Here is a 26,049-nt window from a genome sequence, read left to right as displayed (position 1 = left end):
GAAATTCGGATGAAAGCCCGTCAGCAGTTCTCCAGGAAGTGCCTCAGCACCCGCGTGCCGAAGCGGAGCCCTTCGACCGGCACTCGTTCGTCGACGCCGTGGGCCATTGCCCGGTAAGGGAAACCCTCCGGCAGCCACAGCGGCGCGAAGCCGTAGCAGTCGATTCCGAGCGGGCCGAACGCCTTCGCGTCCGTCCCGCCACCCATGCAGTACGGGACCACGACCGCTTCGGGGTCCTGTGACCGCAGCGCGTCCGCCATCGCGTCGAACCACGGCGAATCCACCGGTGCCTGGATCGGCGGCTGGTGCGCGACGAACTCCCGGGTGACACCCTCGCCGAGCATGGCGTCGAGTTCGGCGAACAGGTCCGCTTCGGAGCCGGGCAGCACCCGGACGTCCACCTGGGCCTCCGCCGAACTCGGGATGACGTTCACCTTGTAGCCCGCGTCGAGCATGGTCGGGGTCGTGCTGTTGCGGACCGTCGGCACCACCAGCGCTCCCGCCGGGCCGAGCCGCGCGATCGTTCCGTCCATATCGGACAGATCGACCGCGACGCCGAGCGCTTCCCCGGTGCGTTCCAGGAACGCTTGTACCGTCGGGGTCAGCTGGGCGGGCCAGCGGTGCGCCGCGATCTTGCCGAGCGCGGTGATCAGCCGGGTGACCGCGTTCTCGTCGTTGGGCCGCGAACCGTGCCCGGCACGTCCCTTGGCGGTGAGCCGCAGGTGCGCCGTGCCGCGTTCGGCGGTCGCCACCGGGTAGAGGCGCACGGTCCGGCCGTCGGCGGCGGGAACGTGGTAGGTGTACGCGCCCGATTCGCTGATCGCGGCCGCGCAGCCGTCGAACAGATCTCGGTGCGCCGCGGCGAGCCAATGCGCACCGTATTCGCCCTTGTCCTCCTCGTCGGCGACGAACGCCAGGACGATGTCCCGGCGAGGGCGGGCGCCCGCGGCGAAGGCGGCGATCACCATCGCGCAGAAGTCCTTCATGTCCACCGCGCCGCGGCCCCAGAGGAACCCGTCCCGGACCTCGCCGGAGAACGGGTCCACCGACCAGTCGGCCGCGTCGGCCGGGACGACGTCGAGATGCCCTTGCACGAGCAGCGCGGGCAGGCTCGGATCGGTGCCGGGGACCCGGGCGATCACGTTCGCGCGCCGGTGCGCGGACTCGATGATCTTCGAGTCGATCCCGATCTCCGAGAGCAGTGAGGCGATGTATTCGGCCGCCTCGCGCTCGCCCTCGGAATCCCCGTTGCCCCGGTTCGTGGTGTCGAACCGGATCAGCCGCGAACAAACGTCGACGACATCGATGTCAGCGTTCTTGCGAGAACCCGCGTCCGCGATCGCGTCAGAATGGTCGCGAAGCTCGCCCTGCGTTTCCATGTCAGCCATAGATTCCTTGCACCGCCCCGGCCGCGATCGCCGTGACGATCTTGAACGCCTTCATCGCCTCGGTCATGTCGGCCGCGTCGAACCCGACCTTCCGGACACCGATCTGTTCCACCGTCGGGATGACCGCGGCGGCTTGCGCGAGATGGCTCGCGTCGAACTCGACCTCGATCCGGTGGGGAGTCGTGAACCGCTCGACCCGGCCCGCCCGGTTCATCGCGTCCGCCGCGGCGGACGCCAGCAGTTCCGCGGTCCTGGCCGGCGGGAGGCAGATCGCGGCGTACCGGCTGACGCATTCCTTCACCGTCACCATTTCGGCCTCGGGCGCGTAGTCGCGAGCGTCGTCGCATGCCTTGTCGTCACCGGACACCACCAGCACCGGGACGCCGTACTCGGCGGCCATCGCGGCGTTGAGCCTGCCTTCGCTGGCCGGGACGTCGTCGAGCCACACACCGGTGATCTGGTTCTCCAGGTAAGTGTGGGAGAGGACGCCGTCGAATCCGGCACCGGCGTGGTAGCCGAGGAACACGACGCCGTCCATGCCGCTGTCGATTCCCTGCATCATCGAGAGTGGTTTGTGCCTGCCGGTGAGCATCCGGGCGCGGCCGTCGAGGTCTTCGAGCAGGAGGTTCCGCTGGGAGGAATGCGCCTCGTTGACCAGTACGTCGGTGGCGCCGGCGTCGAACAGGCCGGCGATGGTCGCGTTGACGTCCCCGGTGAACAGGCGCCGGAACCGTTGCCACTGCTCGGTACCGGGGATGACGTCCTCGGTCCAGGTGACGCCGGTGGCGCCCTCCATATCCGCCGAGATCATGATGCGCATGCCGGGCACTTTAGCCGAGGTGCTTTGCCTTCGCCGCCGGCATCAGGGCCACGAACCAGAACGCGGGTAGACCGCCCAAGCGCGCTCCCAGGCGGCGGTCCGGCGCCGGTCGAGCACGAGCCGGGTCGCCCGGTGGATCACGACCAGTGCGGCGATCACCGCGAACCACAGCCAGAACGCGACGAGCACGGAATCGAACACGGCCGTCGACGCGGTCTTCGGTGCGGAGGTGAGTTCGCCGCGGGTGTCGACCCAGATCGGCACGGGTGAACCGGCGGGGCTGCCGGGGGAAGCGACGACGGGCCCGGTGTGCCGGTCGCCGCGCGAATCGGTCCAGGCCGCGTCGGTGGTCGAGTCGTCGATCCCGACGCTCTCGCTGTCGGCGATCCGGAGGGGTGCGGCCTTCAGGAGATACGCCGTGGTGGCCCGGTGGTTCGCCGCGTCGGAGGCGGCCGAGGCGACCTGACCGCCGTAATGGGCCGAACCGGCGGTGGCCGCGACAGGGATCGCGAGCAGGGCGGCGAGGATGAGGAGCTTCAGGAGGAGGGCTTCGAAGCGGTCCGAGTTGCGGGCGAGCGAGTTACGCCCCGGGAAGAGCCGTCGTCGGAACCGGGCGACCGGACCGTTGGACCCGTGCACGAGGACCCCATTCCCTCAAGACCGCGAATACCTCCACCTTGGATTGTCGGTCACTCCGGCGCCGATGTCGCGGTAGAGGGACACAGACCACTCTGTGAATCCGTACACAGCCGTTAATTCGTTTTGCCCGTCCGCGTTCTCCGGCTACCTTCGTGCACATGGGCATCTTGTTCTTCCTGTGATCCGGGCCTTCGACGCGGCCCTGGCGTAGAGCCTTCGCTCCGCCGGGCCGCGTCCTTCCGCGTGCGATCCCCCTTTTCTTCGTGCGCGGAAATCGCTCCCTTCCCGATCGCGATCGGCTCTGCCGAGAATCTCAGGAGGACGCCCATGCGTGCCCCGCATCAGACCGCCGGAACTCAACTCGTGCTTTCCGGCGTCACCAAACGTTTCGACGACCACGTCGTCCTCGACCAGGTCGGCTTCACCGTCAAACCGGGGGAGAAAGCCGGTGTCATCGGCGACAACGGGTCGGGCAAGTCCACTTTGCTGCGGCTGATCGCCGGGCACGGCGAGGCGGACAACGGCACGGTCACCGTCACCGCGCCGGGTGGCGTCGGCTATCTCGCGCAGACGCTGGAACTGCCCGGCTCCGCCACCGTCGGGGACGCGATCGACGTCGCGCTGTCCGATATCCGGGAGCTGGAAACCCGGCTGCGGGCGGCCGAGGCGTCCTTGGAAACCGCCGAGGACCTGGTCGCGTACGGCGATCTCACGACAGCCTACGAAGCGCGTGGCGGTTATGAGGCCGATGCCAGGGTCGAGGTCGCTCTGCACGGGCTCGGGCAGCCCGGCCTGGACCGGGATCGTGCGCTGGGCACCCTGTCCGGCGGGCAGCGGTCCCGGCTCGCGCTGGCCGCCACCTTGGCCGCGGCACCCGAACTGCTGTTGCTGGACGAGCCGACCAACGATCTCGACGACGAAGCCGTCGCCTGGCTGGAGAACCACCTCCGCGGGCATCGCGGCAGGCTCATCGCGATCACCCACGACCGGATGTTCCTCAGCCGTGTCACCACCACGATCCTCGAGGTCGACGCCGATCGCCGGACCGTGTACCGGCACGGCAACGGCTATCCGGGCTATCTCGCCGCGAAGGAGGCGTCCCGGGCCCGGTGGGTCCGGGAATACGAGGAGTGGCGCCAGGACAAGGCCCGGCACGAGGCGCTGGCCGACGTGAACATCGACCGGTTCTCGGCCATCCCGCGCAAGGCCCCGGCGGCCTTCAGCGGGGCGGGTGCCTTCCGGGCGCGGTCCCGTTCCCACGGGGCGATGAGCCGGATCCGCTCGGCGCGGGAACGGATCCAGCGGCTCGAAGCCGCGCCGGTCCCGCCTCCGCCGCAGCCGCTGCGGTTCACGGCGCGGATCGCCGGTGGTGAGGCCGAAGTCGATCGGCACGTGGTGAAGGTGGACAACGTCGCGGTGGCCGGACGGCTGCTGCCGACCTCGCTCAGCGTGCTGCCCGGGGAGCGGGTGCTCGTGACCGGTCCCAACGGCGCGGGCAAGACCACCCTCATGCGGGTACTCGCCGGGGAACTGGCCCCGTCGACAGGCTCGGCCGATCGGGCGGGCCGGATCGGGTACCTGCGCCAGAACGGCGGCCTCGCGGGCGACACCCGAACCGTGCTGGAGGTGTTCGCGGCCGGGTACGGCGAGGAGGACGCCGCCGGGAAACTGTTGTCCTTGGGCCTCTTCCGGGCACCGGACCTGCGCAAACCGGTCCGGGAGCTGTCCGTCGGGCAGCGCCGCAGGCTGGAACTGGCCAGGCTGGTGACGGCCGGGACCGACCTGCTGCTGCTCGACGAGCCGACCAACCACCTGGCTCCGGATCTGGTGGAGGAGATGGAGCAGGCACTGGGCGAGTACGGCGGCGCGCTCGTGGTCGTCACCCACGACCGGCGGATGCGGCGGACGTTCGTGGGCAGGCGGCTCGAACTCGCACCCGAACCGGTCGCCGTCTGACCCATCGCCGTCCAACCCCATCGCTGTCCAGCAGAGCGGCCGTCTACAGGGGACAGTCCCCTGTAGACGGTCACTTCAGCGGTACGAGCGGACCGTCGACCTTCGCCGGGTTGAGGCAGCTGTTCAGCCCGTCGACCAGCGAGCAGATCCCCGGTTGCCGCTTGAGCCGGTAGCCCTGCGCCACGCCACCCGCCGTGACCAGTCCCTGGTACGCGGGAACGGCGTCCGTGGGGCGCCGGGTCAGCGTGGGATCGGTGAGGACGTCCACCGTGTACAGCCCGAACCGGGCTCGGTAGCTGCCCCATTCGTAGTTGTCGGTCAGGCTCCAGTAGTTGTAGCCGATGAGGTTCATCCCGTCGGCCTTCGCCCGCTGGAGCCAGTAGACGGTGTCGCGGACGTTGTCGCCGCGGGTGTAGCCGGCGTCGCGTATCTGGCCGTTGTCGGTCGCCATGCCGTTCTCGACGACGTACAACGGCAAGCGCGGGAAGCGGTTGTGGTAGCTGCGCAGCGCGTAGTAGATGCCTTCCGGCTGCAGCTTCACGTCCCAGAACTTGTCGGAGGCGGCGGCGAACACCGTCCAGTTGTCGACGCTGAGGCCGTAGTAGTAATCGATGCCGATGAAGTCGAGCTTGTCCTTGACCTGGTCAAGGAAGAACCAGTCGGCCATGCCGTTGACCCCGGTGATGTAGGCCTGGTTGCTGGTGACCTTCGACGTCGGATCGATCTCGTGGATCAGGTCGTAGGCCCGCCGGTGCGCCTGCACCACATTGGACTGCGCGGCGAAGTACTGAGTCGCGTTCAGCGCGCCGACCTTCTGCTCGTTCTTGAGGAAGATCAGCGGTTCGTTGAACGTCACCCACAGGACCTCCTGGCCGGCGTAGCGCTGGACGATCCGGCGGCTGAATTCCAGCCACGCGTCGGCGGTCCGCGTCTCCGCCCAGCCGCCCTGATCCAGTGCCCAACCCGGGTAGACCCAGTGGTTCAGCGTGATCATCGGCGTCATCCCGGCTTCGCGTACCTGCCGGATCACGTCGTCGTAAAAGGCGAGTGCCGTTTCGTCCCACTGCCCGGGCGCGGGCTCGACGCGGGCCCACTCGACACCGAAGCGGTAGGTGTTGACGCCGAGCCCGGCCGCCAGGCGGATGTCGTCGGCGTAGCGGTGCCGGAAGTCCACCGAGTCCCGGTACTCGTCGACGCCGTCCTTGCCCGCGGCGCGGTCCACGAACCGCTTCCAGTTGCTGTCCGGGGCGCTGCCTTCGGACTGGTAACCCGACGACGCGACGCCCCAATAGAAGTCACGGGACCAGCCGTCGTCCTGCGATGCGGACGCGTTCACGGCGTTCAGTGTCGCGCATAGTGAGACGGCGACCGCCAAAGCCAGCGCCCGGCGTAACCTTCCCCGATGTTCCGGCCACTTCGTCGATCGTTCACGGCTGTCCGCGTCTTCCGCCATCTTGCGGACGTTAACGTGTGTGAACGGTGTAAACAAGCGGCCGTCCGGGGACTTCGACGATGACGTTGGGGAGATGATCGATTTGACCGGCAACCCGGTCCGCCATGCCGTCTACCTGCCGCCTTTCGGCCCGTTCGGCGAGCCCGCGGTGCTCGTCGACCTCGCCGTGCGCGCGGAGGCCGCCGGCTGGGACGGCTTCTTCCTGTGGGACCACGTGGTCGCGGACACGATGCCCATCGCCGACCCGTGGACGACGCTCGGCGCGATCGCGCACGCCACCAGCGGGCTGCGGTTCGGGCCGATGATCACCCCGCCCGCGCGGCGCCGCCCGTGGGTGGTCGCCCGGCACGCGTCCACGGTCAGCCGGCTTTCCGGCGGCCGCCTGATCCTCGGCGCCGGCCTGGGCTCGGACGAATCCGGTGACTTCAGCCGGTTCGGCGAGCAGACCGACCTGCTGACCCGGTCGGCGATGTTCGACGAAGGCCTCGACGTCATCCGCGCGATCTGGTCCGGCAGGCGGTTCGACCACGACGGCGCGCACTACCAGGTCGCGCTGGCCGAAGCCCCGCCCGAGCCGTTCCCGATCCCGATCTGGGTGGCCAGTTCCACCGACAACCCGCGGGTGGTGCGGCGGGCGGCCCTGTGCGACGGGATCTTCCCGAACCCCGAGGACCACACGCCGACCGCCGAGGAGATCGCCGAAACCCACCGCGCGCTCGGCCTCGCCGGGCTCGCCCCGGACCGCCCGTTCGACATCGCCGTCGCCGGGAACGCGAGTCCCGCGTGGGAAGAGCCGATCAAGGTGGACCTTCCCGCGCTGGCGCGGGCCGGGATGACGTGGTGGATGGAGTCGCTGATGCACCTCGATCCGCTGGAGCTTTCGCAGAAGATCGTGGACGCGGGGCCGCCGCGGTGGTGATCTCCGCGTCGCAAGTAGTCCTCTAGTCGCGCATGGGTCGCGCCTGGTCCACAGTGGACAGTCGTTGCGTCGGGGGAGAGGGGTTCGATGTCTGACGAGCCGGACGGGGCCAAGCTCGACGGACATCACACGCTGCATCTGGAAACCGGGGTCGCGCTGATCAACGCCCTGACCGGAGCGCACGTCCACGGCAAGCCGAAGCGAACGTTGAGAGGCGAGGACCTGGTGCGCGCCGCGGCGGGCGTGCTCGGCGACGGCGGGACGGGGAACGGTCACGTCGATCCGTTCGACGCCGAACGCCTGCACACCCTCGCGTCGCGGCTGCGCGCGGTCATCGAGGCGCTTTCCCTTGGTGAGAAAGACAAGGCGGCCGGTCTGCTCAACCGGGTGCTCGCCGAGAGCGACGCGCGCCCGTGCCTGCACCGCCACGACAACCGGTCATGGCACTTGCACTTCCACAGTCCCGAAGCCGATCTCGTCCAGCGGTGGTCGGCCGGGATGGCGGTGTCCGTGGCCGCCGCGCTCGGCGACCACATCCCGCATCGCGTCGGGCTTTGCGCGGCGCCTCGCTGCGATCAGGTGTACGTCGACGTGAGCCAGGCCCAGATCAAGCGCTTCTGCGGGCTGGCCTGCCAGAACCGGGTCAAGGCCGCCGCCTACCGGGCTCGCGTCCGGCGTCCGGATCCGTGACTCCGCCGGGTGTCGCGTCGATGTACCACTCGCGGTTGAACACGAGACCGAAGACCGGCGCGGGAAGCCGGGTGAGCACGCGCATGAGCGGCGCGAGCCTGCCGTTGCCGGTCACCTGCGAACCGTGCGCGGCGATGGCCGCCTGCTTGGCCTTGGCGAAGCGGCGGACGCCGAAGGTGTGCGTGATCTCGGACCTTCCACTGTAGGCACGCAGCAGCGCGTCGACGTCGTACCGGAACGGGATCCGGAGCAGACGCACGATCCGCACCAGGCGGGCGACGGTGTCGCGGGGGATGGTCGCCTCGAACAGCCGGACGTCGCCGGCCAGTTCGGCCGCCCGGGTGCCGACCTCGTGCACCTTGACGTGGTCGCGGTGGCCGTAGCCGCCGTTCCGGTCGTAGCTCAGCAACACCGACGCGCGCTCCTCGCGCAGGATCGCCACGAGCCGGGCAGCCGCCTCGTCGGTATCGGCACGGACAAAGCGAACCCAGCCGGGCGGATCCGGGTAGAGGATCGCGCCGTGACCGCTCCCGGCGTACCCGAGATGCACGACGCGCCGGACGCCCAGCACCTTCGCGCTCGCCTCCAGTTCGGCCATCCGTGACGGGTCCTCGCCGTCCATGCCGATGGTGGCGACCACCAGCACGACCCGATGGCCGTCGGCGGCGGCGCGGGCGAGCGTGCCGCCGGTCAGCAGCGCCTCGTCGTCGGGATGGGCGTGGAAGGCCGCGATGGTCGTCACGCTCCGAGCATGCCCGAGGTCAGGGAAACAGTCGGTGGTCAAGTCTTGACCGTCCGTCGAGCTCGTGGGTAATCTCTCCTTTACTTTCCAATAGTAAGGAAAGTTTCCTATTTAATCCCGCCGCCCTGACCGTCGACGTGCCAACGCCGGTGCGCCGACGCGAGAGGAGAAGCCGAATGCGTTGGGACAAGATCCGTCTCCGGGTGACGGCCGCACTGGCCGCCGGACTACTGGCCCCGATCGCCGCCGCGAGCACCTCGATGGCGACCGAGACCGTGGCCGAACCCGCAACGCAGGCAGCCGCCGCGCTGCCGCCGGGCAGCCCGGCGGCGATCAACGGACAGCTGAAGGTCTGTGGCCTCCAGCTCTGCAACCAGGCCGGTAAACCCATCCAGCTCCGGGGCATGAGCACCCACGGAATCCAGTGGTACAGCCAATGCGTGAAGACCGCTTCGCTCGACGCGCTGGCCAACGACTGGAAGGCCGACGTCCTCCGGATCTCGATGTACATCCAGGAAGGCGGCTACGAGACCAACCCGCGCAAGTTCACCGACATGGTGCACGGGTACATCGAAGAAGCCACCAAACGCGGGTTGTACGCCCTGGTCGACTGGCACCAGCTCACCCCGGGCGACCCGAACGCCAACCTCAGCCGCGCCAAGACGTTCTTCACCGAGATCGCCCAGCGGCACAAGGACAAGACCAACATCATCTACGACATCGCCAACGAGCCCAACAACGTCAGCTGGGACCGCGTCCGCAGCTACGCGGAGCAGATGATCCCGGTCATCCGCGCCCAGGACTCCGACGGCGTCGTGCTGGTGGGCACCCACGGCTGGGGCTCGCTCGGGATCTCCGACGGCCGCACCGAGGCCGACGTCATCAACAACCCGGTCCGTGCGAGCAACTTCATGTACACGTTCCACTTCTACGCGGCGTCGCACAAAGCCGAGTACTTCAACGCGCTGACCCGCGCCGCGAGCAAGATCCCGCTGTTCGTGACCGAGTTCGGCACCCAGACCGCCAGCGGTGACGGCGGCAACGATTTCACCAACTCCCAGAAGTACCTGGACTTCCTGGCGTCGAAGAAGATCAGCTGGACCAACTGGAACTTCTCCGACGACAACCGTTCGGGCGCGGTGTTCAAACCGGGCACCTGCTCGGGCAGCTCGTTCACCGGCACGGCTCCGCTGAAGCCCGCCGGTGTCTGGATCCGGGACCGCATCCGTACCGCGGACAACTTCCCGACCTCCTGATCCCGGCAGCGCGTAGGTCAGGAAAGGGGCTTTCAGGACAGATTCTGTCTTGAAAGCCCCTTTCCTGACGTCTCAGTCGAGCGGAGCGCGCTATCGAGTGCGGTAGCCGCCGTCGACCTCCTTCACCGGCTTGTGCGGGAACCGGCGCTCGGCGTACTCCCTCGCCGGTGAACCCGGCCGCACGTACAGCATCTCTACTTTGTCCTGCAACGGTTTCACCACCGTCCCGAGGAAACCGCGGCGATCGTCGAGGTAGGGCCCGAGCACGTCTTCCCCCGCCGGACAGACGGCCATGCAGTAGGCGGCCTTGTAGTTCGGCTTGAACGCGAGGCTCTGCCACATCGACACCCCGATCGGGCAGGCCGCGACACAGAGCTTGCATTCCAGACAGGGGTTGTAGTCCAGCGCTTCGCCGTGGGAGGACACCTCGGCGCCGACCAGGAGCGTCGCCAGCAGGACGAAGTTGACGAACTTCGGGTGGATGACATTGCGGTGGAGGCCCATGGCGCCGAGCCCGGCCGCGACGGCGACCGTTTTGTGGGCCACCACCCAGATCCGGCCGGGATAGTTCTCCATCTCCATCGGAAAGGTCGCGGACGGGTTGATCGCGCGGTACCCGGCGTCCTGCAGGGCGCGGACGATCGTGTGCCCGGCCTCGTTGATGATTTCGCCGCCACGGTGGAACTCCTGATTGGCCACGCTGCGCGCGGGGGAGCGGACGTCGTCGCGATTCAGCCGGACCACCAGCGAGACCAGGGTCTTCGTGCCCGGCAGCGCACGCAGGACGTGTTCGCGTTCCCCGGCCAGATCCGGATGGCCCAGCGAGACCGCCGCCGCGTCGTCGGCGCCCGCGGCGAGGCAGATCTCCTTGAGCCAGGCGGCATCGATCACCGGTGACGGTTCGCCCCGTGGTCTGGCGAGCACCGCCCGGACCGAGGGATGGTCCGCCAGTTTCTTGGGAAGCCGGCTCGTCACAGCGCCTCCAGGATGGTCGCGTTGGCCTGGCCGCCGCCTTCGCACATCGCCTGCAGGCCGTAGCGCGCGCCGTGGTGGTGCAACGCGTTGACGAGCGTGCCCATCAGCCGGGTGCCGCTCGCGCCGAGCGGATGACCCAGCGCGATCGCCCCGCCGTGGACGTTGACCTTCGCCGGATCGGCCCCGGTCTCCTGCTGCCACGCCAGCACGACACTGGCGAACGCTTCGTTGATCTCGAACAGGTCGATGTCCTCCAGGCGCAGACCCGCGCGCCGCAACACCTTCTCCGTCGCCGGGATGACGCCGGTGAGCATCAGCAGCGGGTCGGAACCGGTGACGGCGAAACTGTGCAGCCGGGCGCGGGGACGGAGCCCGAGCTTCGCCGCCGTCTCACTGGAAGTGATCAGTACCGCGGAGGCGCCGTCGTTGACCGGGCTGCTGTTGCCCGCGGTCACCGACCAGTCGATCTGCGGGAATCGTTCGGCGATCGCCGGGTCCTGGAACGCCGGGCGCAGCTTCGCCAGCGTCTCGAGGTCGGTGCCGGGCCGGACCGACTCGTCGGCCGAGACGATGCCGGAGGGCGTCTCGATCGGCACGATCTGGCTCGCGAACCGCCCGAGCTGGTGCGCGCGGACGGCCTTCTGATGCGACGACACGGCGAACGCGTCCATCGACTCCCGGCTGAGCGACCACTTCGCGGCGATCAGTTCGGCGCTGATCCCTTGCGGCACCAGGCCTTCCGGATAGCGTTCGGCGACGCCGGGGCCGAGGGGATCGGTGCCGGGCAGGACGTTCGACCACATCGGCACGCGGCTCATGGACTCGACACCGCATGCGATGACGACGTCGTAGGCGCCGGCCATGACACCCTGCGCGGCGAAGTGCACGGCCTGCTGGCTGCTCCCGCACTGCCTGTCGACGGTCGTCGCGGGCACGCTCTCGGGCAGTCCGGCGGCGAGTGCCGCCCATCGCGTGACGTTCTGGGCCTGCTCGCCGACCTGGTCGACGGCGCCGCCGATGACGTCGTCGATGAGCGCCGGATCGAGACCGTTGCGCTGGACGAGCGCTTGGAGGGTGTGGGCCAGCAACTGGACAGGGTGGACCTCGTGCAGGGAGCCGCCCGGCTTGCCCTTGCCGATCGGAGTCCGGACGGCGTCCACGATGACCGCGTCGTGCATGGCAGCCTCCTAGCTGAGTTGGGATATCCAACTCACTCTGACATCGAGTGGGTTGGAAATCAAGACTCACTGGGTTTACGCTGATCGCATGACCGAAGGGCCGAGGGACTGCTCGATCGCGAACGCGATGGAGGTGATCGGGGAGCGCTGGAGCCTGCTCGCGCTGCGCGAAGTGTTCTTCGGGGCGCGGCGGTTCGACCAGATCGTCCGCAACACCGGCGCGAGCCGGGACATCCTGACCGCGCGGCTGCGCAAACTCGTCGAGACGGGGATCCTCGAAAAACGGCTCTATGAAGAGCATCCGCCGCGCTACGAGTACGTGCTCACCGATGCGGGGCACGCGCTCAACCAGGTGCTGCTGAACCTGATGGCGTGGGGCGACGAGTACGTGACGGAGGGGCCGCCGCCGACGGTGTGGCGGCATGCCTGCGGGGAGGACCTCGCGCCGGAGACGGTGTGCGCGCACTGTCGTGAACCGGTGCGGGAGAAGGACATGACCTTGGTGCGGACGACGCGCCGGGCTCCGTGAGCGTCATCCTGACCTGCCGCGTTTAGTCCTCTAGTTGCGGTAGATGCGCGTGCATCTACCGCAACTAGAGGACTAAACGCGGGTTGTCGCGAGCCACTTCCGCTCGATCAGCCGCAGCAGAGCGGGATAGACGAACAGGTACCGGAACGGCTTGATGAACGCCATGTACGCGGCGCCGAACCGGCCGTTGGGTTTCACCAGCACCGCCATCTGACCCCGATAGTGCCCGGGTTCGTCCTCGACCCAGGCCAGATGCAGGACCCCGTGCATGGTCCGATTCGCCAGTTCCGCGGCGAATTCGTCGTCCAGCCGGTAGACCGGCGTGAACGGCAGCCAGTCCTCGTCCGGGCCGGTGGGGGTATCGCGGAGGTCGTCCGGCAGCCGGTCCCGCAGCGACTCCACCCGGGAATCGAGACCGGAATCCCGTTCGTCCAAACAGAACAGCGTGCCGAGTTTCCAGCGCAGCGACCACAGTGCCCGCACGATCAGCGGTGCCCCGTCGGGAAAGTCGCCCGACGCGAACTGCTTCACCAGCCGGTCGAAGTCGTCCGGCCCGCCAGGGGTTTCCAACGCCCAGACGTCCTCGATGTCGAAGTCGCCGGCGATCTCGTGGATGCGCCAAGAGTGCGTGGTGTGAGCCGTTTTCGCGAGTTTCATGCCGACACCAGCGAGGTGATCTCGCGCGGCCGGACCTCGCGTTCGTCGTAGGCGACGTCCACGTCCGCGGTCGCCAAGACCTGCATCGAAGCCGCCTGCGCCGCTGGGGATTCCCAGCGCACGATCGAGACGACTGCGTCGCCCGCGGCGGTGACCCAGCAGTCGGCGGCGAGGCAGCCCGGTGTGGATCGCAGGACTCCGGCGACCTTCTGGACCCGGTCGACGAACTCGTCGTGATGGTCGGCGTGCGGGTAGTGCATGGCCACGAATCCGACGTTCATGTCTTTTGTTTCCTCCCAGTACGTTCCGCCATCTATACGGTAGCGTATATATCGCGATCGTGGGGGAACGGTGACGGGGGATACGGTGACCACATGGCAGCTGAAACCCGGACCCCGCCGAGTGCCTGGATCGACGCGGGGCTGCGCGCACTGTCCATCGGAGGCCCTGACGCCGTCCGCGTCGAGGCGCTCGCGAAGACACTCGGGGTCACCAAAGGCGGTTTCTACGGCCACTTCGCCGACCGCGGCGCGCTGATCGAGGAAATGCTCGTCACCTGGGAACGCATGAGCACCGGCGAACTGTTCGAACGCGTCGAGCGCGACGGCGGGGACGCCAGGGCGAAGATCCGGCGCGCGGGGATGCTCGCCAGTGACGAACTCCTGCCGATCGACCTCGCGATCCGCGATTGGTCCCGGCGCGATCCGGCGGTCGCGGAACGGCTCCGGCGGGTGGACAACCAGCGGATGGACTACCTGCGTTCCCTCATGCGCGCGATCTTCGCCGACGAGGACGAGGTCGAAGCCCGTTGCCTGCTGGCGTTCTCACTCGTCATCGGCAAGCACTTCATGGCCGCCGACCACGGCGGCCGCAGCCGTGACGAGGTCACCGAACGCGCCGGGCAACTGCTTCTCGACGGCTAGCCCGGCCAGGCCAGAGCGCGTGAGGGCCACCCTCAGGGACTCTGAGTCCCTGAGGGTGGCCCTCACGGCATCGCTCACCCCCAGCGCAACCCCTAGGCGGCTTCGAGGACGAAGAACAGGAAGCTCGGGGCGGTCGCGAGCAAGGGGAAGTCCTCGGGGAACAGTTCACGGGCGGCCGGCACCGGCTGGGGCTCGCTGATGACGGAGATCCGGAAGCCGGCCGCGGTGAAGGCGTCGGTCATCGCGTGCAGCGGCCGGTTCCAGAAGCTGAACCGGAGGGTCTGGTCACCCAGTGGCCATTCCTGGATCGAGTTGTAGGTCTCGAAATAGTCGGGCCTGCGCCCGGACATGCGCTCGATGCAGTATTCGGCCGTGGGGTGATTGACCGAGGCGATGAGCCGGCCGCCGGTCTTCAGCACACGCCGGATCTCGGTGAGCGCCGGCCCCCAGTCCTGGAGGTAGTGCAGCACCAGGGACGCGATGACGTCGTCGAACGCGTTGTCGGGGTGAGCCAGCGGTTCGCCCAGGTCGGCGACCCGCAGATCCGCCTCGGCGCCCAGCCTTCGCCGGGCCTGCTCCACCATCCCGGCGCTCTTGTCGAAACCGGTCACGAGGGCGCCGCCGTCGCGCAGCGCGGCGAACAGGGGACCGGAGCCGCAGCCGGCGTCGAGGATCCGCCGTCCGGTCACATCCCCGGCGAGGGCCAGGGTCGCGGGCCGTTCGTAGTAGGCGTTGTTGAGGCTGGTCTCGTTCTCGGCCGTGTACGCCTCGGCCAAACCGTCATAGTCGTTCGCCCGCGCGGAATCCGTCCCAGTCATAGGATCCACCCTGGCACAACCGGCCGGTGCTCAGTCGTCGTCCTCTTCGGGCGTGGTCGGGACCTGCTTGCGGGCGACGTAGATGAGCAGCCCGATGATCACCACGGGGCCGACGAAGATCAGGATCTCGTCCCAGCCGCCTTGGTGCATCATCATCACCCGCGCCGCGAGGGTCATGAGCCCGAGACCAGCGCGATCCCGAGCGCGGTGTAGCCGATCATCAGCGCCAGCATCGGGTACTGGCCCACCTTGACGTAGTTCGTGCGCAGGACGCCCACGGAACGATCATGCGCCGAGGTTACGGCCAGGACGTGCCCGGCGACGATTCCGGCGATCTGCACCAGCGCGATCACGCCGGTCGAGACGACCGTGTAGTCGATCGCGCGGCCGAAACCCTGCTGGCCGGAGAACACCGCGAACGAGAAGTAGTGCGCGACGGTGTACCCGACCATGATCGGGATCAGCGACGGCGCGAACGCGGGATACGGGTCGAACCCGCGGCGCAGGTACGGCCTGGTCAGGCTGATGGAGCCGGCGTACGCGCCATAGGTGAGCGCGATACAGGCCGCGAGGCCGGCGGTACCGCCGAGGACGCCCGCGTCGAGCGACGTCCAGAAGGGGAGCCGGGTCAGCCCGTCGAACGCCGTCGACCCGAGCACCACCAGGACCAGCGCAGTCAGCCACGGAGCGGGCGTGATGGTGAGCAGGCCGTCCAGCGGATTCCTGAGCACGAGCCGTCCGTCGGCGCGCCTGCCGAAGGGGGAGAGGGCCGCGATCAGGCGCGCGTAGACCTCGAAAGCGTCGCCGCGGTCGAACCAGCGCGGCCCGAAGACCACACCCAGAGCAATATGTATAACGGCATATACGGAGCAGAACGCCGCGATGGCTCGCGGCGAATCCGAATACGGAAAAACCAGCTCGAGCCAGAGAAACGCGACGAGTCCGGCGATCGCGGGCAGGTATCCGGCCCGCTCCGGCAGATCCTTGTTGCGGACGGGGAGCAGGGCAGCGATCGTCCTGAGTGGATTCAGTCGTCGCCACACCGGCCCGAACAGCAGGGAAAGCGGGACCAGGCCGACCCAGAACCACACGTAGAACCAGGCCGGCGCCGGGTTGCCGGCCGAGTTGTCCGGGCCCGCCCAGGCCATCGCCAGGAATCCCGCGAACAGGACGACGCCGAGCACGCGGAGTGCGATGTGGACGAAGGCGCTGTCCACGAACCGTTGCAGGGAACCCGGAATCGCCCGGCCCGCGTCCGCGCCGCGCAGCTTCGGCGTCTTCCAGAGGATGGTGAGCGCGAAGAACGAGATCACGACGGCCGCGGCCCCCGCGTAGAGCGCGAGCCACAGCGGGACCGGCAGATCGGACCGGCCGCCGAGACCGTGCGCCAGGATCATCCGGTCACCCGGAGCTTGGTCACCGCCGCGCCGCTCTTGTGCAGTTCCACCTCGAAGATCCCCTCGATGTTCGCGGTCAAGGTGATCGTCCCCGGCACGCCGGGCTCCAGCTGGGCGGCCCTGTCGTAGCCGTGGACGTGCAGTTCGTCCGGCTGGTCGGAGGTGACCTCCAGTGCGACGTTCTCGCCGTTGCGCACCGGGACCTCGTCCGGGCCCGCCGTGCGCTTGCCCTCGGTAATCGAGAACTTGACGGTCTTGGCGCCGGGAGCCTGCGTCGGTTCGGCACCGGTCGGACTCGAACATCCCGCCACCGCAAGCAAAGCGGCCACGGTGAGCCCGCAGATCCCGCTGATCCTCCGCATCGAGGTTCCTCCCTGTCGTTCGCCCCGGCTTGCCTAGCCGGGACCTGACCCCTATCGTGTTACCCCAAGGTAACAGTTACTTAGGTTAGCAGGAAGGCGAGCACGGTGTTCATGGCTCAGGAGAGCCCGCCTGCCGGCGGCGCGCAATTCGGGCAGATCGTCATCGCGGGCCTGATGTTCACCGCGGTCTTCCTCCCACTGGCTTTTTTCGTGCTCCGCGAACGCGCGGGGAAGCGGACGATCGTCGGACGGATCGCCGACTGGACGGGTGACTTCAGCGGGCTGCCACGCTGGGCCGCGCTGCCGATGGTCGTCGCGTTCCTGTCGGGGATGTCGGCCCTGATCGGCGTCTACTGGGACGTTCCGATCCACATGGAACTCGGCCGCGACGAAGGGCCGCTCGCGAACCCGTCGCACTACCCGATCTACTTCGGACTGATGGGCATCTTCGCCGCCGGCGTGCTCAGCGCGACCCTGGCGACCAAGAACCTCCCCAAGCGCACCTTCCGCATCGGCCCGCACTGGCGGGCTCCGATGGGCTCGATCCAGATGATGGCGACCGGCCTGATCGGGATCGCCGGGTTCCCGCTCGACGACGTCTGGCACCGGCTGTTCGGGCAGGACGTCACCGAATGGGGTCCCACCCACGTCCTGATGATCGGCGGCGGCGTCAGCGTCGTGCTCGGTCTGCAGTTGCTCCTCGGCGAAGCCCGCCAGGTCGGCGCGACCGGCCCGATCGTGCGCCTGCTCGGCCCGGTGCTCGCCGGTGCCTGGATGATGGGCGCCTCGGCGTTCCTGATGGAATTCGACCTCGGCGTCCCGCAGTTCCCGATGCTGTCCCAGGTCGTCCTCGTCGGCCTGATCGGCGCCTGGACACTCACCTACGGACGGCTTTCCTGGGGACCCGGTGGCGCGCTGATCGTCGTCGCGGTCTTCCTCGTCTCTCGCGCTTCCTTCACCGTCATCCCGCTGTTCGCCGACCTGCACGTGGCCTCGTTGCTGCCGTACATCGCCGAGGCGGTGATCATCGAGGTCGTCGCGCTGGTGATGCGCAATCGCCAGGGTTACTCCTTCGCCGCGGTGGCCGGTCTGCTCGTGGGGACCGCCGGGATGCTCGCCGAGGCGGCGTTCACCCAATGGCTGATGCCGAACCCGTGGCCGACCGCCCATCTGCCGTTGTTCGTCCTGTTCGGTACCGGGGCGGCGCTGGCGGGCGCGTTCATCGGTGTGTGGCAGTACCAGCGGGTCGAGGAGACGGCGACGCTGGTGCCCGCCGCGGGCCCTCGGCACGCGGTCGGCCTCGTCGGCGCGCTGGGAGCGGTCGCCCTGATGTCCTCGGTCGCCGTCCCGGCGGATCCGGAGGCCGGGTTCACCGCGGACGTCCGGCTGACCGAAGCCGCCGCCGGGCTGCCGATCTCGGACCCGCACGGCGGCGGGACGCCGCGCTGGGTCGACGCGACCGTCACGATCTCCCGGCCGGATCTGGCCGACGACGCGGTGTGGCTGAACGGGTTCTCCTGGCAGGGAGGCGATTTCTTCACGGCGCCGCTGGAGAAGATCGGCGACGGCGTGTACCGCACCGCCGAGCCGCTGCCGGTGTACGGCCAGTGGAAGACCGGGATCCGCGTGCACGTCCCGAACCGGGTGATGGGGCTGGCCCCGATCTACGCGCCCGCCGACCCAGCGGCGAACGCCCCGGCGATCGACGCCGCCTCCGGACCGCGCGAGTTCATGTCCGAGATCGATTTCCTGCAGCGTGAGCGGAAGTCGGAGACGCCGGCCGTGCTGTGGACGATCGCCTACGCCACCGTCGGCATCCTCTTCGCCGCCATGTGGGCGTTGTTCGCGTGGCTCTACGCGGCCGCCGCCTCCGCGCGCCGCCGAGAGGTCTCCGTCAGCTGAAGCCCGTGCGATCAGTCCTCTGGTTGCGGTCCTCGCACGTGCGAGGACCGCAACCAGAGGACTTTTCGCTTTGCTCGCACTTCGTTGCCACGTATCGATTGAGCATCATCGCGCGCAAGCTTTTTGCAAGTCCGTTCTCCTTGAATAGCCAGGACACAGGGCAAGTTCCCTCGTCATACGCGGATTCAGTGACCTAATGCTATGTAAGTGTCACTAAAAGTAGCTGTTGACCACGCGATGACGTCCTCCGTGCACGAGCCGTATTGGCGTGTCATTGCGCGGTTACCGCGACATGTGGTTACTTTTCCGCCTCGGGGGTTGGTACACAGCGAAATTCGATGGGGTGGTCTTCGTGCGCACAGAGCGTTTTCCCAGGCGGCAACGTGGTCTCCGCGTAGTCGCGGTCCTTGCCGCTTCGGCGGTGGCGGCGGTGCCGTTCGCGCCCACCGCGGGGGCACAGCAGCAGGGCAAGGTGCTGCGGGTGGCGCTCACGACCGGGATCGACCACCTGAACCCGTTCACCGCCTCGCTGTCGGCGGCGACCCAGGTCGGCCGGTTCAACTACGAGTTCCTGACGCTGCCCTCCGCCGAGGACACCCAGCCCACGGGTGGGGTCGCCGAGTCGTGGAAGACCTCGGACGACAAGCTCACCTGGACCTTCACCATCCGCCAGGGGATGAAGTGGTCCGACGGCAAGCCGGTGACCGCGCAGGACCCCGCGTACACCTTCCAGCGGATGCTCGACGACGAGAACGCCCGCACCGCGAACGGCAGCTACGTCACCAACTTCGAGTCGGTGTCGGCGCCGGACGACAAGACGCTCGTCATCAAGACCAAGGCGCCGCAGGCGAGCATGACCTCGCTCGACGTCCCGATCGTGCCCAAGCACATCTGGGAGCCGATCAAGGACCTCAACGCTCCCTCGACCGACGAGATGGCCGTGGTCGGCGTCGGTAGCGGGCCGTACCTGGTGACCGAGTACAAGAAGAACGAGTTCGTGAAGTTCAAGGCGAACAAGGATTACTGGCGAGGCGCGCCCAAGGTCGACGAACTGCAGCTGTTGCAGTTCAAGGACGCCGAGGCCGCCGTCAACGCGTTGAAGCAGGGCGAGGTCGACGTCATCAACCGGCTCACGCCGACGCAGTTCGACGCGCTCAAGGGCGAGAAGAACATCACCACGAACAAGGCTCCCGGGCGCCGGTACAACGAGCTCATCGTCAACTTCGGCGTCAAGAACGTGGCCGACCAGCCGATCGGTGACGGCAACCCGCTGCTCAAGGACATCCGCGTCCGCAAGGCGATCGCGCAGGCCATCGACACGCAGGCGATCGTCGATCGGGTGATGAGCGGCTACGGCCAGCCCGGAACCGGTGTCGTGCCCGCGATCTACAAGGCCTTCACCTGGACCCCGTCGGACACGGAGAAGACCAAGTACGACATCGCGGCCGCCAACGCCACGCTCGACCAGGCGGGCTTCGCCAAGGGGGCGGACGGCATCCGCGTCGCTCCCGGTGGCGCGAAGCTGGAGTTCCGGCTCGCCGGCCACGCGAACCGGCCGTTCGACCAGCGCACGGCCCAGTTCATCGGCGGCTGGCTCAAGGACATCGGCATCGCCGTCAAGCAGGAACTGGTCTCCGACGACGAGCTGGACGACCGCACCACCGCGGGCAACTACGACCTCGCGATCTCCGGCTACGGCACCTCGCCCGACCCGGACTACGCCCTCGGCCTGAACACCTGCGCCGCGCGCCCGAACGCGCAGGGCAACGGCGGCACGTCGGCGACGTTCTTCTGCGACCCGCAGTACGAAGAGCTGTACAAGAAGCAGCTGACCGAGTTCGACCCGGCCAAGCGCGCCGAGATCGTCAAGCAGGCCCAGGCCGTGCTGGCCAACCAGTACGTCGACGTCGTCCTGGACTACGACAACGTGCTCGAGGCCTACCGCTCGGACAAGTTCGCCTCGTTCACCAAGCAGCCGCAGCCCGACGGCGCGATCCTCGAACAGTCCGGCTACTGGGGCGTCTACGGCGCCACCCCTGTCGACGCGGCGGCGGCCAACTCCGAGGACAGCGGCAGCAACACCGGATTGTGGATCGGCATCGGCGCGGTCGTCCTCGTGGTGCTCGTCGGCGGCGGCGTGCTGCTCGGGCGTCGCGGCAAGTCGGCCGACGACCGGGAGTAAAGGACCGCGTTGACCGAAGCACTCAGTTCCCTCGACCAGACCTCGGCGCTCGTCGATCCCGACGAGCGCCGGGGTGGGACCGGCACCACCCGGTTCGTCCTCTCCAAGATCGGCGGCGCGCTGGCGAGCCTCGCGCTCGTCGTCGTGCTCGGGTTCTTCCTGTTCCGGACGCTGCCCGGCGACCCCGTGCGGTTCATGGTCCGCGACCGGCCGACAGATCCGACGATGATGGCGGAGCTGCGGGACCGGATGGGCGTGGACAAGCCACTGCTGCAGCAGTTCTGGAACTACCTGGTCGCTCTGATCCAGGGCGACATGGGCGACTCGTACCTCCAGAAGCGTCCGGTCATCGATCTGATCGGTGAGCGGTTGTGGCCCACGATCCTGCTCGTGGGCAGTGCGACCGTGCTCGCGATCGCGCTCGGCCTCTGGCTCGGCATCCGCGCCGGCTGGCGCCGGGGGAGCAGGTTCGACAAGGTCCAAACAGGACTCGCGCTGACCCTCTGGTCGGTCCCGCAGTTCTGGCTCGGGCTCATGCTGCTGGTCGCGAGCAACGGGCTCTTTCCCAGCCGGGGCATGCATTCCCCGGACGCCGCGCCAGGTTTCTTCAGTGAAGGACTCGACGTCCTCCACCATCTGGTGCTGCCGTGCGTGACCCTGCTGGTCGTGTTCTACGCGCAGTACATGCTGGTCATGCGGTCTTCGCTGATCGGCGAGATGAACGCGGACTACCTCACCACCGCGCGGGCCAAGGGGCTGCGGGACGACCTCGTGCGCAAGCGGCACGCCGTGCCCAACGCCCTGCTCCCGACGGTGACGCTGGTCTTCATGCAGTTCGGCATGGTGGTCTCGGGCGCGGTCTCGGTCGAGGCCGTGTTCAGCTGGCCGGGGCTCGGCCAGCTGCTCTACGAAGCGCTGCGCGGTCCTGATCTGCCTGTGCTGCAAGGAGTCTTCGTCGTGCTCGCCGGCGCGGTGGTGCTGATGAACCTGCTCGCGGAGTTGCTCTACCGCGTGCTCGACCCCAGGGTGCGGACGGCATGACCACAGCGGAGAAACCCGGCTCGATCGTCTGGCGCCGCCGTCGCGCGGCCATGGCGAAGCACTGGCACGAGTTCGTGATCAACAAGGCGGGCGTGTTCGGCCTGGCCTTCCTCGCCGTCATCACCGTGCTGGCCATCCTGGCCCCGGTGATCTCGGACGAGTCCGGTCTCGACGTCACCAAGGCCACCGGCGGTTCGCTGAACCCGCCCAGCGGGGAGTTCTGGCTGGGCACCGAAATCGACGGCCGCTCGGTACTGCTGATGACGTTCTGGGGAGCGCGGATCTCGCTTCTCGTCGGCTTCTCGGCGGCGTTCCTCTCGGTGCTGATCGGCACGATCATCGGGATCGCGGCCGCGCACTTCGGCGGGTGGTTGTCCGGGCTGCTGCTGCGGTTCACGGACTTCTTCCTGGTACTGCCGTCGCTTGTCCTCGCCGTGGCACTGGCCTCGGTGCTGGAGCAGGGCACCATGACGGTGATCATCGCCATCGGCGTCACCGCCTGGCCGAGTACCGCGCGACTGGTCCGGGCCCAGACCCTGACGATCGAGAGCCGTCCGTACATCGAACGCTCGAAGGCGCTCGGCGGCGGTCACCTGCACATCATCGGCAAGCACGTCCTGCCCGGCGTCATGCCGCTCGTGCTGGCCAACACCACCCTCGTCGTCGGCAACGCGGTGATCGCGGACGCGACACTGGCCTTCCTCGGCGTCGGCAATCCGAACACCATCTCCTGGGGCGCCATGTTGCAGGCCGCGCTGAACAACGGCGCGATCAGCAAGGGCGCCTGGTGGAACCTGCTGCCGCCGGGCTTCGCGATCGTCGTGGTCGTACTCGCCTTCACCCTCGTCGGACGCGCGCTGGAGACCGTGCTGAACCCGCGCCTGAAGGGACAGCACTCATGAGCCCCTTGCTCGAACTGAAGAATCTCGGTGTCACCTACACGACCGGGAGCGGTGAGGTCGCCGCCGTCCGCGGCGTCGACCTGGTGCTCGAACCCGGCGACACGCTCGGCGTGGCGGGGGAGTCGGGCTCGGGGAAGTCGACGGTCGCGATGAGCGTGCTGCGGCTCCTCCCGCGTTCGGCGAAGGTCAGCGGGGAGATCCTCCTCGACGGCGAGGACATCGCGGCCATGAAATGGGGCAGGCTGCGCGCCGTGCGCTGGGCCGAAGCCTCGATCGTGTTCCAGGGCGCGATGCACGCGCTCAACCCGGTCCGCAAGATCGGCGAGCAGATCGCCGAGCCGATCCGCCTGCACCCGCCCGGCGGCAAGGCCCTTTCGGAAGCCGAGGTGCAGGCCAGGGTCTCGGAACTGCTCGAACAGGTCGACCTGCCCACCGGCCGGGCGGGCGCCTACCCGCACGAGCTCTCAGGCGGCCAGAAACAGCGCGTCATGATCGCGATGGCGCTGGCCTGCTCGCCCCGGCTGATCATCGCCGACGAGCCGACCACCGCCCTCGACGTCATCGTCCAGGCCCAGGTGCTCGACCTGCTGGGCAGGCTCGTCGCCGAACAGGGCATCGGGCTGATCATGATCAGCCACGACCTGTCCGTCCTTGCCGCGACCTGCCGCCGCATCGCGGTGATGTACGACGGCGAGATCGTCGAGGAACGGCCGAGCGCCGAGCTGATGGGCGCGCCGCGGCATGAGCACAGCAAGGCGCTCGCGGCGGCGTTCCCGACCGTCGGCGACCCCGTCTCGCGCTTCGCGCCGGCCACCAGCACCCCGCTGCCGCCGGAACCGGACCGCGGCGGCGACCAGCCCGCGTTGCTGGAGGCCGAGGACCTGCGTGTGAGCTTCCGCGACCGCACCGGCAAGCGGATCAACGCCGTCGCCGGGGTGACCCTCCAGGTGCGGCGGGACGAGATCGTCGCGCTGGTCGGCCAGTCCGGCTCGGGGAAGACGACGCTGGCCCGGACGCTGCTCGGACTGCAGAAATCCGACTCCGGAGCGGTGCGCTACGACGGCAAACCGGTCCCGCTCGGCGGTGCCGGGCTCAAGGCGTACCGGCGGCAGGTCCAGCTGGTCCTGCAGGACCCGACGAGCGCGCTGAACCCGAACCACACGGTGTACGAGGCCGTCGCGGAAGGACCAAGGATCCACGGCCTGGGCGCGAACGAGCACGAGATCGTCACCAAGGCCCTGGAAGCGGCCGAACTGAGGCCCGCCGACAAGTACTTCGACCGGCTCCCGCACGAACTGTCCGGGGGCCAGCGGCAGCGCGTCGTCATCGCGGGCGCGCTCGCGCTCGACCCGGGTGTCCTGGTGGCCGACGAGCCGGTGGCGTCGCTCGACGCGTCCGTCCGCGGTGAGATCCTCGCGCTCCTGCTGCGCCTGCGGCGTGAGCTGGGTCTCGCCGGGCTCGTGATCACCCATGACCTCGGGCTGGCCTGGAACATCGCGGACCGGGTCGCGGTGATGTACCGAGGGGAACTCGTCGAGGTCGGTACCGTGGAAGAGGTCCTGCTGGACCCGAAACACGAGTACACGAAGTCACTGCTCGCCGCGTTGCCCGGGGGTACCGCCCAGCGGGCGGCGGCCGACCGATGAGCGACGGGTTTCCCGTGCCGGACGCGGAAATACCCATTGCCGCGCACTCGCACAGGCGCGGTGTGTAACCTCCAATCTCGAAATGGCGACCACGACAGACTCCCCGCAGACGCCCTCGGCCGGCTCGCTCGGCGAGCGGCTCCGGGTGCCTTCCCGGTTCCCGTACCGCACCATCGCGATGGGAACCATAGGCAGCACGCTGCTGATGCTGGCCGCGCTCGGCGCGGGCGGCATCCTCATCCGTGACCCCGTCCTGGGGCACGGTCCACTGTCGTGGATCCGCTACGGCCACGGCCGCATGCTGGCCAACACGATGCTCTACACGGGCTTCGCGCTGATCATCTGGGCGTGGGTCCGGCTGGGCCGCTACGCGCTGGCCGGCCGGATCGGCAGCCGTCCGATCGTGATCGCGGCGGCCTGCTGGATGGCGCCGCTGCTGGTCTCGCCGCCGCTGTTCACCCGGGACGTCTTCTCCTACCTCGCCCAAGGCGCCCAGTTGCTGAACGGGCTCGACCCGTACGCGAACGGCCCGGCCGAACTGGCCGTGCTGCCGGACGTCGTGCAGAACGTCCACCCGCTGTGGCAGACCACGCCCGCCCCGTACGGCCCGCTGTTCCTGCTGGTCGCGAAGGGGATCGTCTCGGTCACCGGCAACGACATGATCGCCGGGGTCATCGCGACCCGGCTCGTGCTGATGATCGGGCTCGTCGGGATGCTGTGGTCGCTGCCGCGGCTGGTCAAGCACCTCGGCGGCAAGCTGCCGATCACCCTGTGGCTCGCCATCGCCAGCCCGATGACGGTGATCCACCTCGTCGGCGGCCCGCACAACGACCTGTTGATGCTGGGCTTCCTCACCATCGGCGTCCTGGCCGCGCTGGAGCGCAAACACGTCCTCGCGATCGTCCTGGTCACCGTCGGCATGCTGATCAAGCCCACCGCGGCCTGGGCGCTGCCGTTCCTGGTCTGGGTCTGGGCGAACCACCTGCCAGGCGACCGCAAGGTGGTCAACTTCTTCCGCGCGGGCGCCGCGTCGGTCGGGATCTTCCTGCCGGTGTTCGTCGTCGGCACGTGGCTCTCGCTCGGCTCGGTCAACCTCGGCTGGCTGACCGGCCTGAAGGCGCCGACGCTGATCGCGAACTGGATGAACTTCCCGACCGGGATCGGCGAGGTCTTCTACTCGCTGGTGAACCTGGTGATCGACGTCGAGGTCTCGCCGTTCGTCACCGTGTTCCGGGCGATCGCGATGGTCGGCCTGTTCGTCTTCGCCGGCCGCCAGTGGTGGCTGGCCCGCAACGGCGGCAACCCGGCGATCCACCGGATGGCGATCGTCCTGCTGGCCGGCGCGATCGTCCCGCCGCCCTCGCTGCCGTGGTACCTGACCTGGGGCTTCGTGGTCCTGTCCGCCTTCGAATGGCGCCGCCGGAACCTCGCCGTCGTCGTCGCGGTGTCGGTGTTCGTGACGCTGGTGTACTACCCGACCGGCGAGCAGGCGCTGTACGACTGGTGGTTCATGGCCGGGGTCGTCGCCGCGAGCGTCTATGCGGCCGCTTCGCTGCTTCGTCCGGACCCGCTGGGCGTTGTCGCGGCCTGGCGAGGGAAGCCGGTGGAGCAGTTCCTGCCCGCTGAAGCCCCTCGCTCCTGACGACCTGGGGGGAGTGCTGGCGGGTACCTCAG

At 68.6% G+C, this 26,049-nt stretch carries 25 protein-coding genes; 12 read left to right on the top strand and 13 right to left on the bottom strand.

Annotated features, from left to right (window positions below; genetic code table 11):
- Window positions 1-20: 20 nt before the first annotated feature.
- Genes ACLJRL_RS19905 through ACLJRL_RS19895 form a run of 3 tightly spaced genes read right to left on the bottom strand, consistent with a single transcriptional unit; the run spans window position 21 to window position 2,847 of the window.
- Window positions 21-1,388, bottom strand: coding sequence for a M20/M25/M40 family metallo-hydrolase (locus ACLJRL_RS19905; protein ID WP_410657716.1), 1,368 nt, complete (start codon window positions 1,386-1,388; stop codon window positions 21-23).
- Window positions 1,381-2,208, bottom strand: a complete 828-nt coding sequence (locus ACLJRL_RS19900) for a M55 family metallopeptidase (protein WP_410657715.1) — start codon at window positions 2,206-2,208, stop codon at window positions 1,381-1,383. Before ACLJRL_RS19900 ends, ACLJRL_RS19905 begins: the two co-directional genes overlap by 8 nt.
- A gap of 42 nt (window positions 2,209-2,250) precedes the next feature.
- Window positions 2,251-2,847, bottom strand: a complete 597-nt coding sequence (locus ACLJRL_RS19895; RefSeq protein ID WP_410657714.1) for a hypothetical protein — start codon at window positions 2,845-2,847, stop codon at window positions 2,251-2,253.
- Window positions 2,848-3,174: 327 nt separating this feature from the next.
- Here ACLJRL_RS19895 and abc-f point away from each other — a divergent pair, with 327 nt between their 5' ends.
- Window positions 3,175-4,803 carry a ribosomal protection-like ABC-F family protein gene (gene abc-f / locus ACLJRL_RS19890; protein ID WP_410657713.1) on the top strand — a complete coding sequence of 543 codons (1,629 nt, stop codon included), beginning with the start codon at window positions 3,175-3,177 and terminating at the stop codon, window positions 4,801-4,803.
- Between the two features lie 70 nt (window positions 4,804-4,873).
- On the opposite strand, the gene ACLJRL_RS19885 is transcribed toward abc-f, so the two are convergent.
- Window positions 4,874-6,139 (bottom strand): family 1 glycosylhydrolase, encoded by a 1,266-nt coding sequence (locus ACLJRL_RS19885; protein ID WP_410657712.1) that lies wholly within the window; start codon window positions 6,137-6,139, stop codon window positions 4,874-4,876.
- 190 nt (window positions 6,140-6,329) lie between these two features.
- Between ACLJRL_RS19885 and ACLJRL_RS19880 the strand changes: the two genes are divergently transcribed.
- Both ACLJRL_RS19880 and ACLJRL_RS19875 read left to right on the top strand, forming a co-directional pair.
- Window positions 6,330-7,175: an LLM class flavin-dependent oxidoreductase gene (locus ACLJRL_RS19880; protein ID WP_410657711.1), complete on the top strand. Its 846-nt coding sequence runs from the start codon at window positions 6,330-6,332 to the stop codon at window positions 7,173-7,175.
- A gap of 87 nt (window positions 7,176-7,262) precedes the next feature.
- Window positions 7,263-7,865, top strand: a complete 603-nt coding sequence (locus ACLJRL_RS19875) for a CGNR zinc finger domain-containing protein (RefSeq protein ID WP_410657710.1) — start codon at window positions 7,263-7,265, stop codon at window positions 7,863-7,865.
- Here ACLJRL_RS19875 and ACLJRL_RS19870 read toward each other — a convergent pair.
- Entirely contained in the window at window positions 7,819-8,607 is a 789-nt protein-coding gene (locus tag ACLJRL_RS19870) for a PIG-L family deacetylase (RefSeq protein WP_410657709.1), read from the bottom strand. The genes ACLJRL_RS19875 and ACLJRL_RS19870 overlap by 47 nt on opposite strands.
- Before the next feature lie 176 nt (window positions 8,608-8,783).
- On the opposite strand from ACLJRL_RS19870, the gene ACLJRL_RS19865 reads away from it, so the two are divergent.
- The gene (locus tag ACLJRL_RS19865) at window positions 8,784-9,863 is read left to right on the top strand and encodes a glycoside hydrolase family 5 protein (protein ID WP_410657708.1); all 1,080 of its coding nucleotides are present in this window, start codon (window positions 8,784-8,786) and stop codon (window positions 9,861-9,863) included.
- A 90-nt stretch (window positions 9,864-9,953) separates the two neighbouring features.
- On the opposite strand, the gene ACLJRL_RS19860 is transcribed toward ACLJRL_RS19865, so the two are convergent.
- Window positions 9,954-10,838 carry a (4Fe-4S)-binding protein gene (locus ACLJRL_RS19860; protein ID WP_410657707.1) on the bottom strand — a complete coding sequence of 295 codons (885 nt, stop codon included), beginning with the start codon at window positions 10,836-10,838 and terminating at the stop codon, window positions 9,954-9,956.
- Window positions 10,835-12,016 carry a thiolase family protein gene (locus ACLJRL_RS19855; protein WP_410657706.1) on the bottom strand — a complete coding sequence of 394 codons (1,182 nt, stop codon included), beginning with the start codon at window positions 12,014-12,016 and terminating at the stop codon, window positions 10,835-10,837. The genes ACLJRL_RS19860 and ACLJRL_RS19855 overlap by 4 nt, the downstream gene beginning before the upstream one ends.
- A gap of 88 nt (window positions 12,017-12,104) precedes the next feature.
- On the opposite strand from ACLJRL_RS19855, the gene ACLJRL_RS19850 reads away from it, so the two are divergent.
- The gene (locus ACLJRL_RS19850) at window positions 12,105-12,545 is read left to right on the top strand and encodes a winged helix-turn-helix transcriptional regulator (protein WP_410657705.1); all 441 of its coding nucleotides are present in this window, start codon (window positions 12,105-12,107) and stop codon (window positions 12,543-12,545) included.
- Between the two features lie 72 nt (window positions 12,546-12,617).
- Here the strand turns inward: ACLJRL_RS19850 and ACLJRL_RS19845 are convergent, their stop codons facing one another.
- Together ACLJRL_RS19845 and ACLJRL_RS19840 are read right to left on the bottom strand one after the other, a co-directional pair.
- Window positions 12,618-13,202, bottom strand: coding sequence for a DUF2867 domain-containing protein (locus ACLJRL_RS19845; protein WP_410657704.1), 585 nt, complete (start codon window positions 13,200-13,202; stop codon window positions 12,618-12,620).
- Complete coding sequence (locus tag ACLJRL_RS19840; RefSeq protein WP_410657703.1) at window positions 13,199-13,483, bottom strand: antibiotic biosynthesis monooxygenase; 285 nt, start codon at window positions 13,481-13,483, stop codon at window positions 13,199-13,201. The genes ACLJRL_RS19845 and ACLJRL_RS19840 overlap by 4 nt, the downstream gene beginning before the upstream one ends.
- 93 nt (window positions 13,484-13,576) lie before the next feature.
- Here ACLJRL_RS19840 and ACLJRL_RS19835 point away from each other — a divergent pair, with 93 nt between their 5' ends.
- Window positions 13,577-14,125, top strand: coding sequence for a TetR/AcrR family transcriptional regulator (locus ACLJRL_RS19835; protein WP_410657702.1), 549 nt, complete (start codon window positions 13,577-13,579; stop codon window positions 14,123-14,125).
- Between the two features lie 92 nt (window positions 14,126-14,217).
- On the opposite strand, the gene ACLJRL_RS19830 is transcribed toward ACLJRL_RS19835, so the two are convergent.
- Genes ACLJRL_RS19830 through ACLJRL_RS19815 form a run of 4 tightly spaced genes read right to left on the bottom strand, consistent with a single transcriptional unit; the run spans window position 14,218 to window position 16,702 of the window.
- Window positions 14,218-14,943, bottom strand: a complete 726-nt coding sequence (locus tag ACLJRL_RS19830) for a class I SAM-dependent methyltransferase (protein WP_410657701.1) — start codon at window positions 14,941-14,943, stop codon at window positions 14,218-14,220.
- A 30-nt stretch (window positions 14,944-14,973) separates the two neighbouring features.
- Window positions 14,974-15,120, bottom strand: a complete 147-nt coding sequence (locus tag ACLJRL_RS19825; protein WP_168214319.1) for a hypothetical protein — start codon at window positions 15,118-15,120, stop codon at window positions 14,974-14,976.
- Complete coding sequence (locus ACLJRL_RS19820; protein WP_410657700.1) at window positions 15,117-16,340, bottom strand: hypothetical protein; 1,224 nt, start codon at window positions 16,338-16,340, stop codon at window positions 15,117-15,119. The genes ACLJRL_RS19825 and ACLJRL_RS19820 overlap by 4 nt, the downstream gene beginning before the upstream one ends.
- A complete protein-coding gene (locus ACLJRL_RS19815) occupies window positions 16,337-16,702 on the bottom strand; it encodes a hypothetical protein (protein ID WP_410657699.1) in 366 nt (121 codons plus the stop codon). The genes ACLJRL_RS19820 and ACLJRL_RS19815 overlap by 4 nt, the downstream gene beginning before the upstream one ends.
- 111 nt (window positions 16,703-16,813) lie before the next feature.
- On the opposite strand from ACLJRL_RS19815, the gene ACLJRL_RS19810 reads away from it, so the two are divergent.
- From ACLJRL_RS19810 to mptB, 6 genes are all read left to right on the top strand, one after another.
- Window positions 16,814-18,604 carry a hypothetical protein gene (locus tag ACLJRL_RS19810; protein WP_410657698.1) on the top strand — a complete coding sequence of 597 codons (1,791 nt, stop codon included), beginning with the start codon at window positions 16,814-16,816 and terminating at the stop codon, window positions 18,602-18,604.
- A gap of 292 nt (window positions 18,605-18,896) precedes the next feature.
- Window positions 18,897-20,786: an ABC transporter substrate-binding protein gene (locus ACLJRL_RS19805; protein ID WP_410657697.1), complete on the top strand. Its 1,890-nt coding sequence runs from the start codon at window positions 18,897-18,899 to the stop codon at window positions 20,784-20,786.
- Between the two features lie 9 nt (window positions 20,787-20,795).
- Complete coding sequence (locus ACLJRL_RS19800; protein ID WP_410657696.1) at window positions 20,796-21,827, top strand: ABC transporter permease; 1,032 nt, start codon at window positions 20,796-20,798, stop codon at window positions 21,825-21,827.
- A complete protein-coding gene (locus ACLJRL_RS19795; protein ID WP_410657695.1) occupies window positions 21,824-22,729 on the top strand; it encodes an ABC transporter permease in 906 nt (301 codons plus the stop codon). Before ACLJRL_RS19800 ends, ACLJRL_RS19795 begins: the two co-directional genes overlap by 4 nt.
- The gene (gene nikE, locus ACLJRL_RS19790) at window positions 22,726-24,375 is read left to right on the top strand and encodes a nickel ABC transporter ATP-binding protein NikE (RefSeq protein WP_410657694.1); all 1,650 of its coding nucleotides are present in this window, start codon (window positions 22,726-22,728) and stop codon (window positions 24,373-24,375) included. The genes ACLJRL_RS19795 and nikE overlap by 4 nt, the downstream gene beginning before the upstream one ends.
- Before the next feature lie 82 nt (window positions 24,376-24,457).
- Window positions 24,458-26,017 carry a polyprenol phosphomannose-dependent alpha 1,6 mannosyltransferase MptB gene (gene mptB / locus ACLJRL_RS19785; RefSeq protein WP_410657693.1) on the top strand — a complete coding sequence of 520 codons (1,560 nt, stop codon included), beginning with the start codon at window positions 24,458-24,460 and terminating at the stop codon, window positions 26,015-26,017.
- Window positions 26,018-26,049: the final 32 nt, after the last annotated feature.

It is taken from the genome of Amycolatopsis sp. lyj-112 (assembly GCF_046549055.1).
GTDB lineage: Bacteria > Actinomycetota > Actinomycetes > Mycobacteriales > Pseudonocardiaceae > Amycolatopsis.
This window is presented reverse-complemented; position numbering and strand designations above follow the sequence as displayed.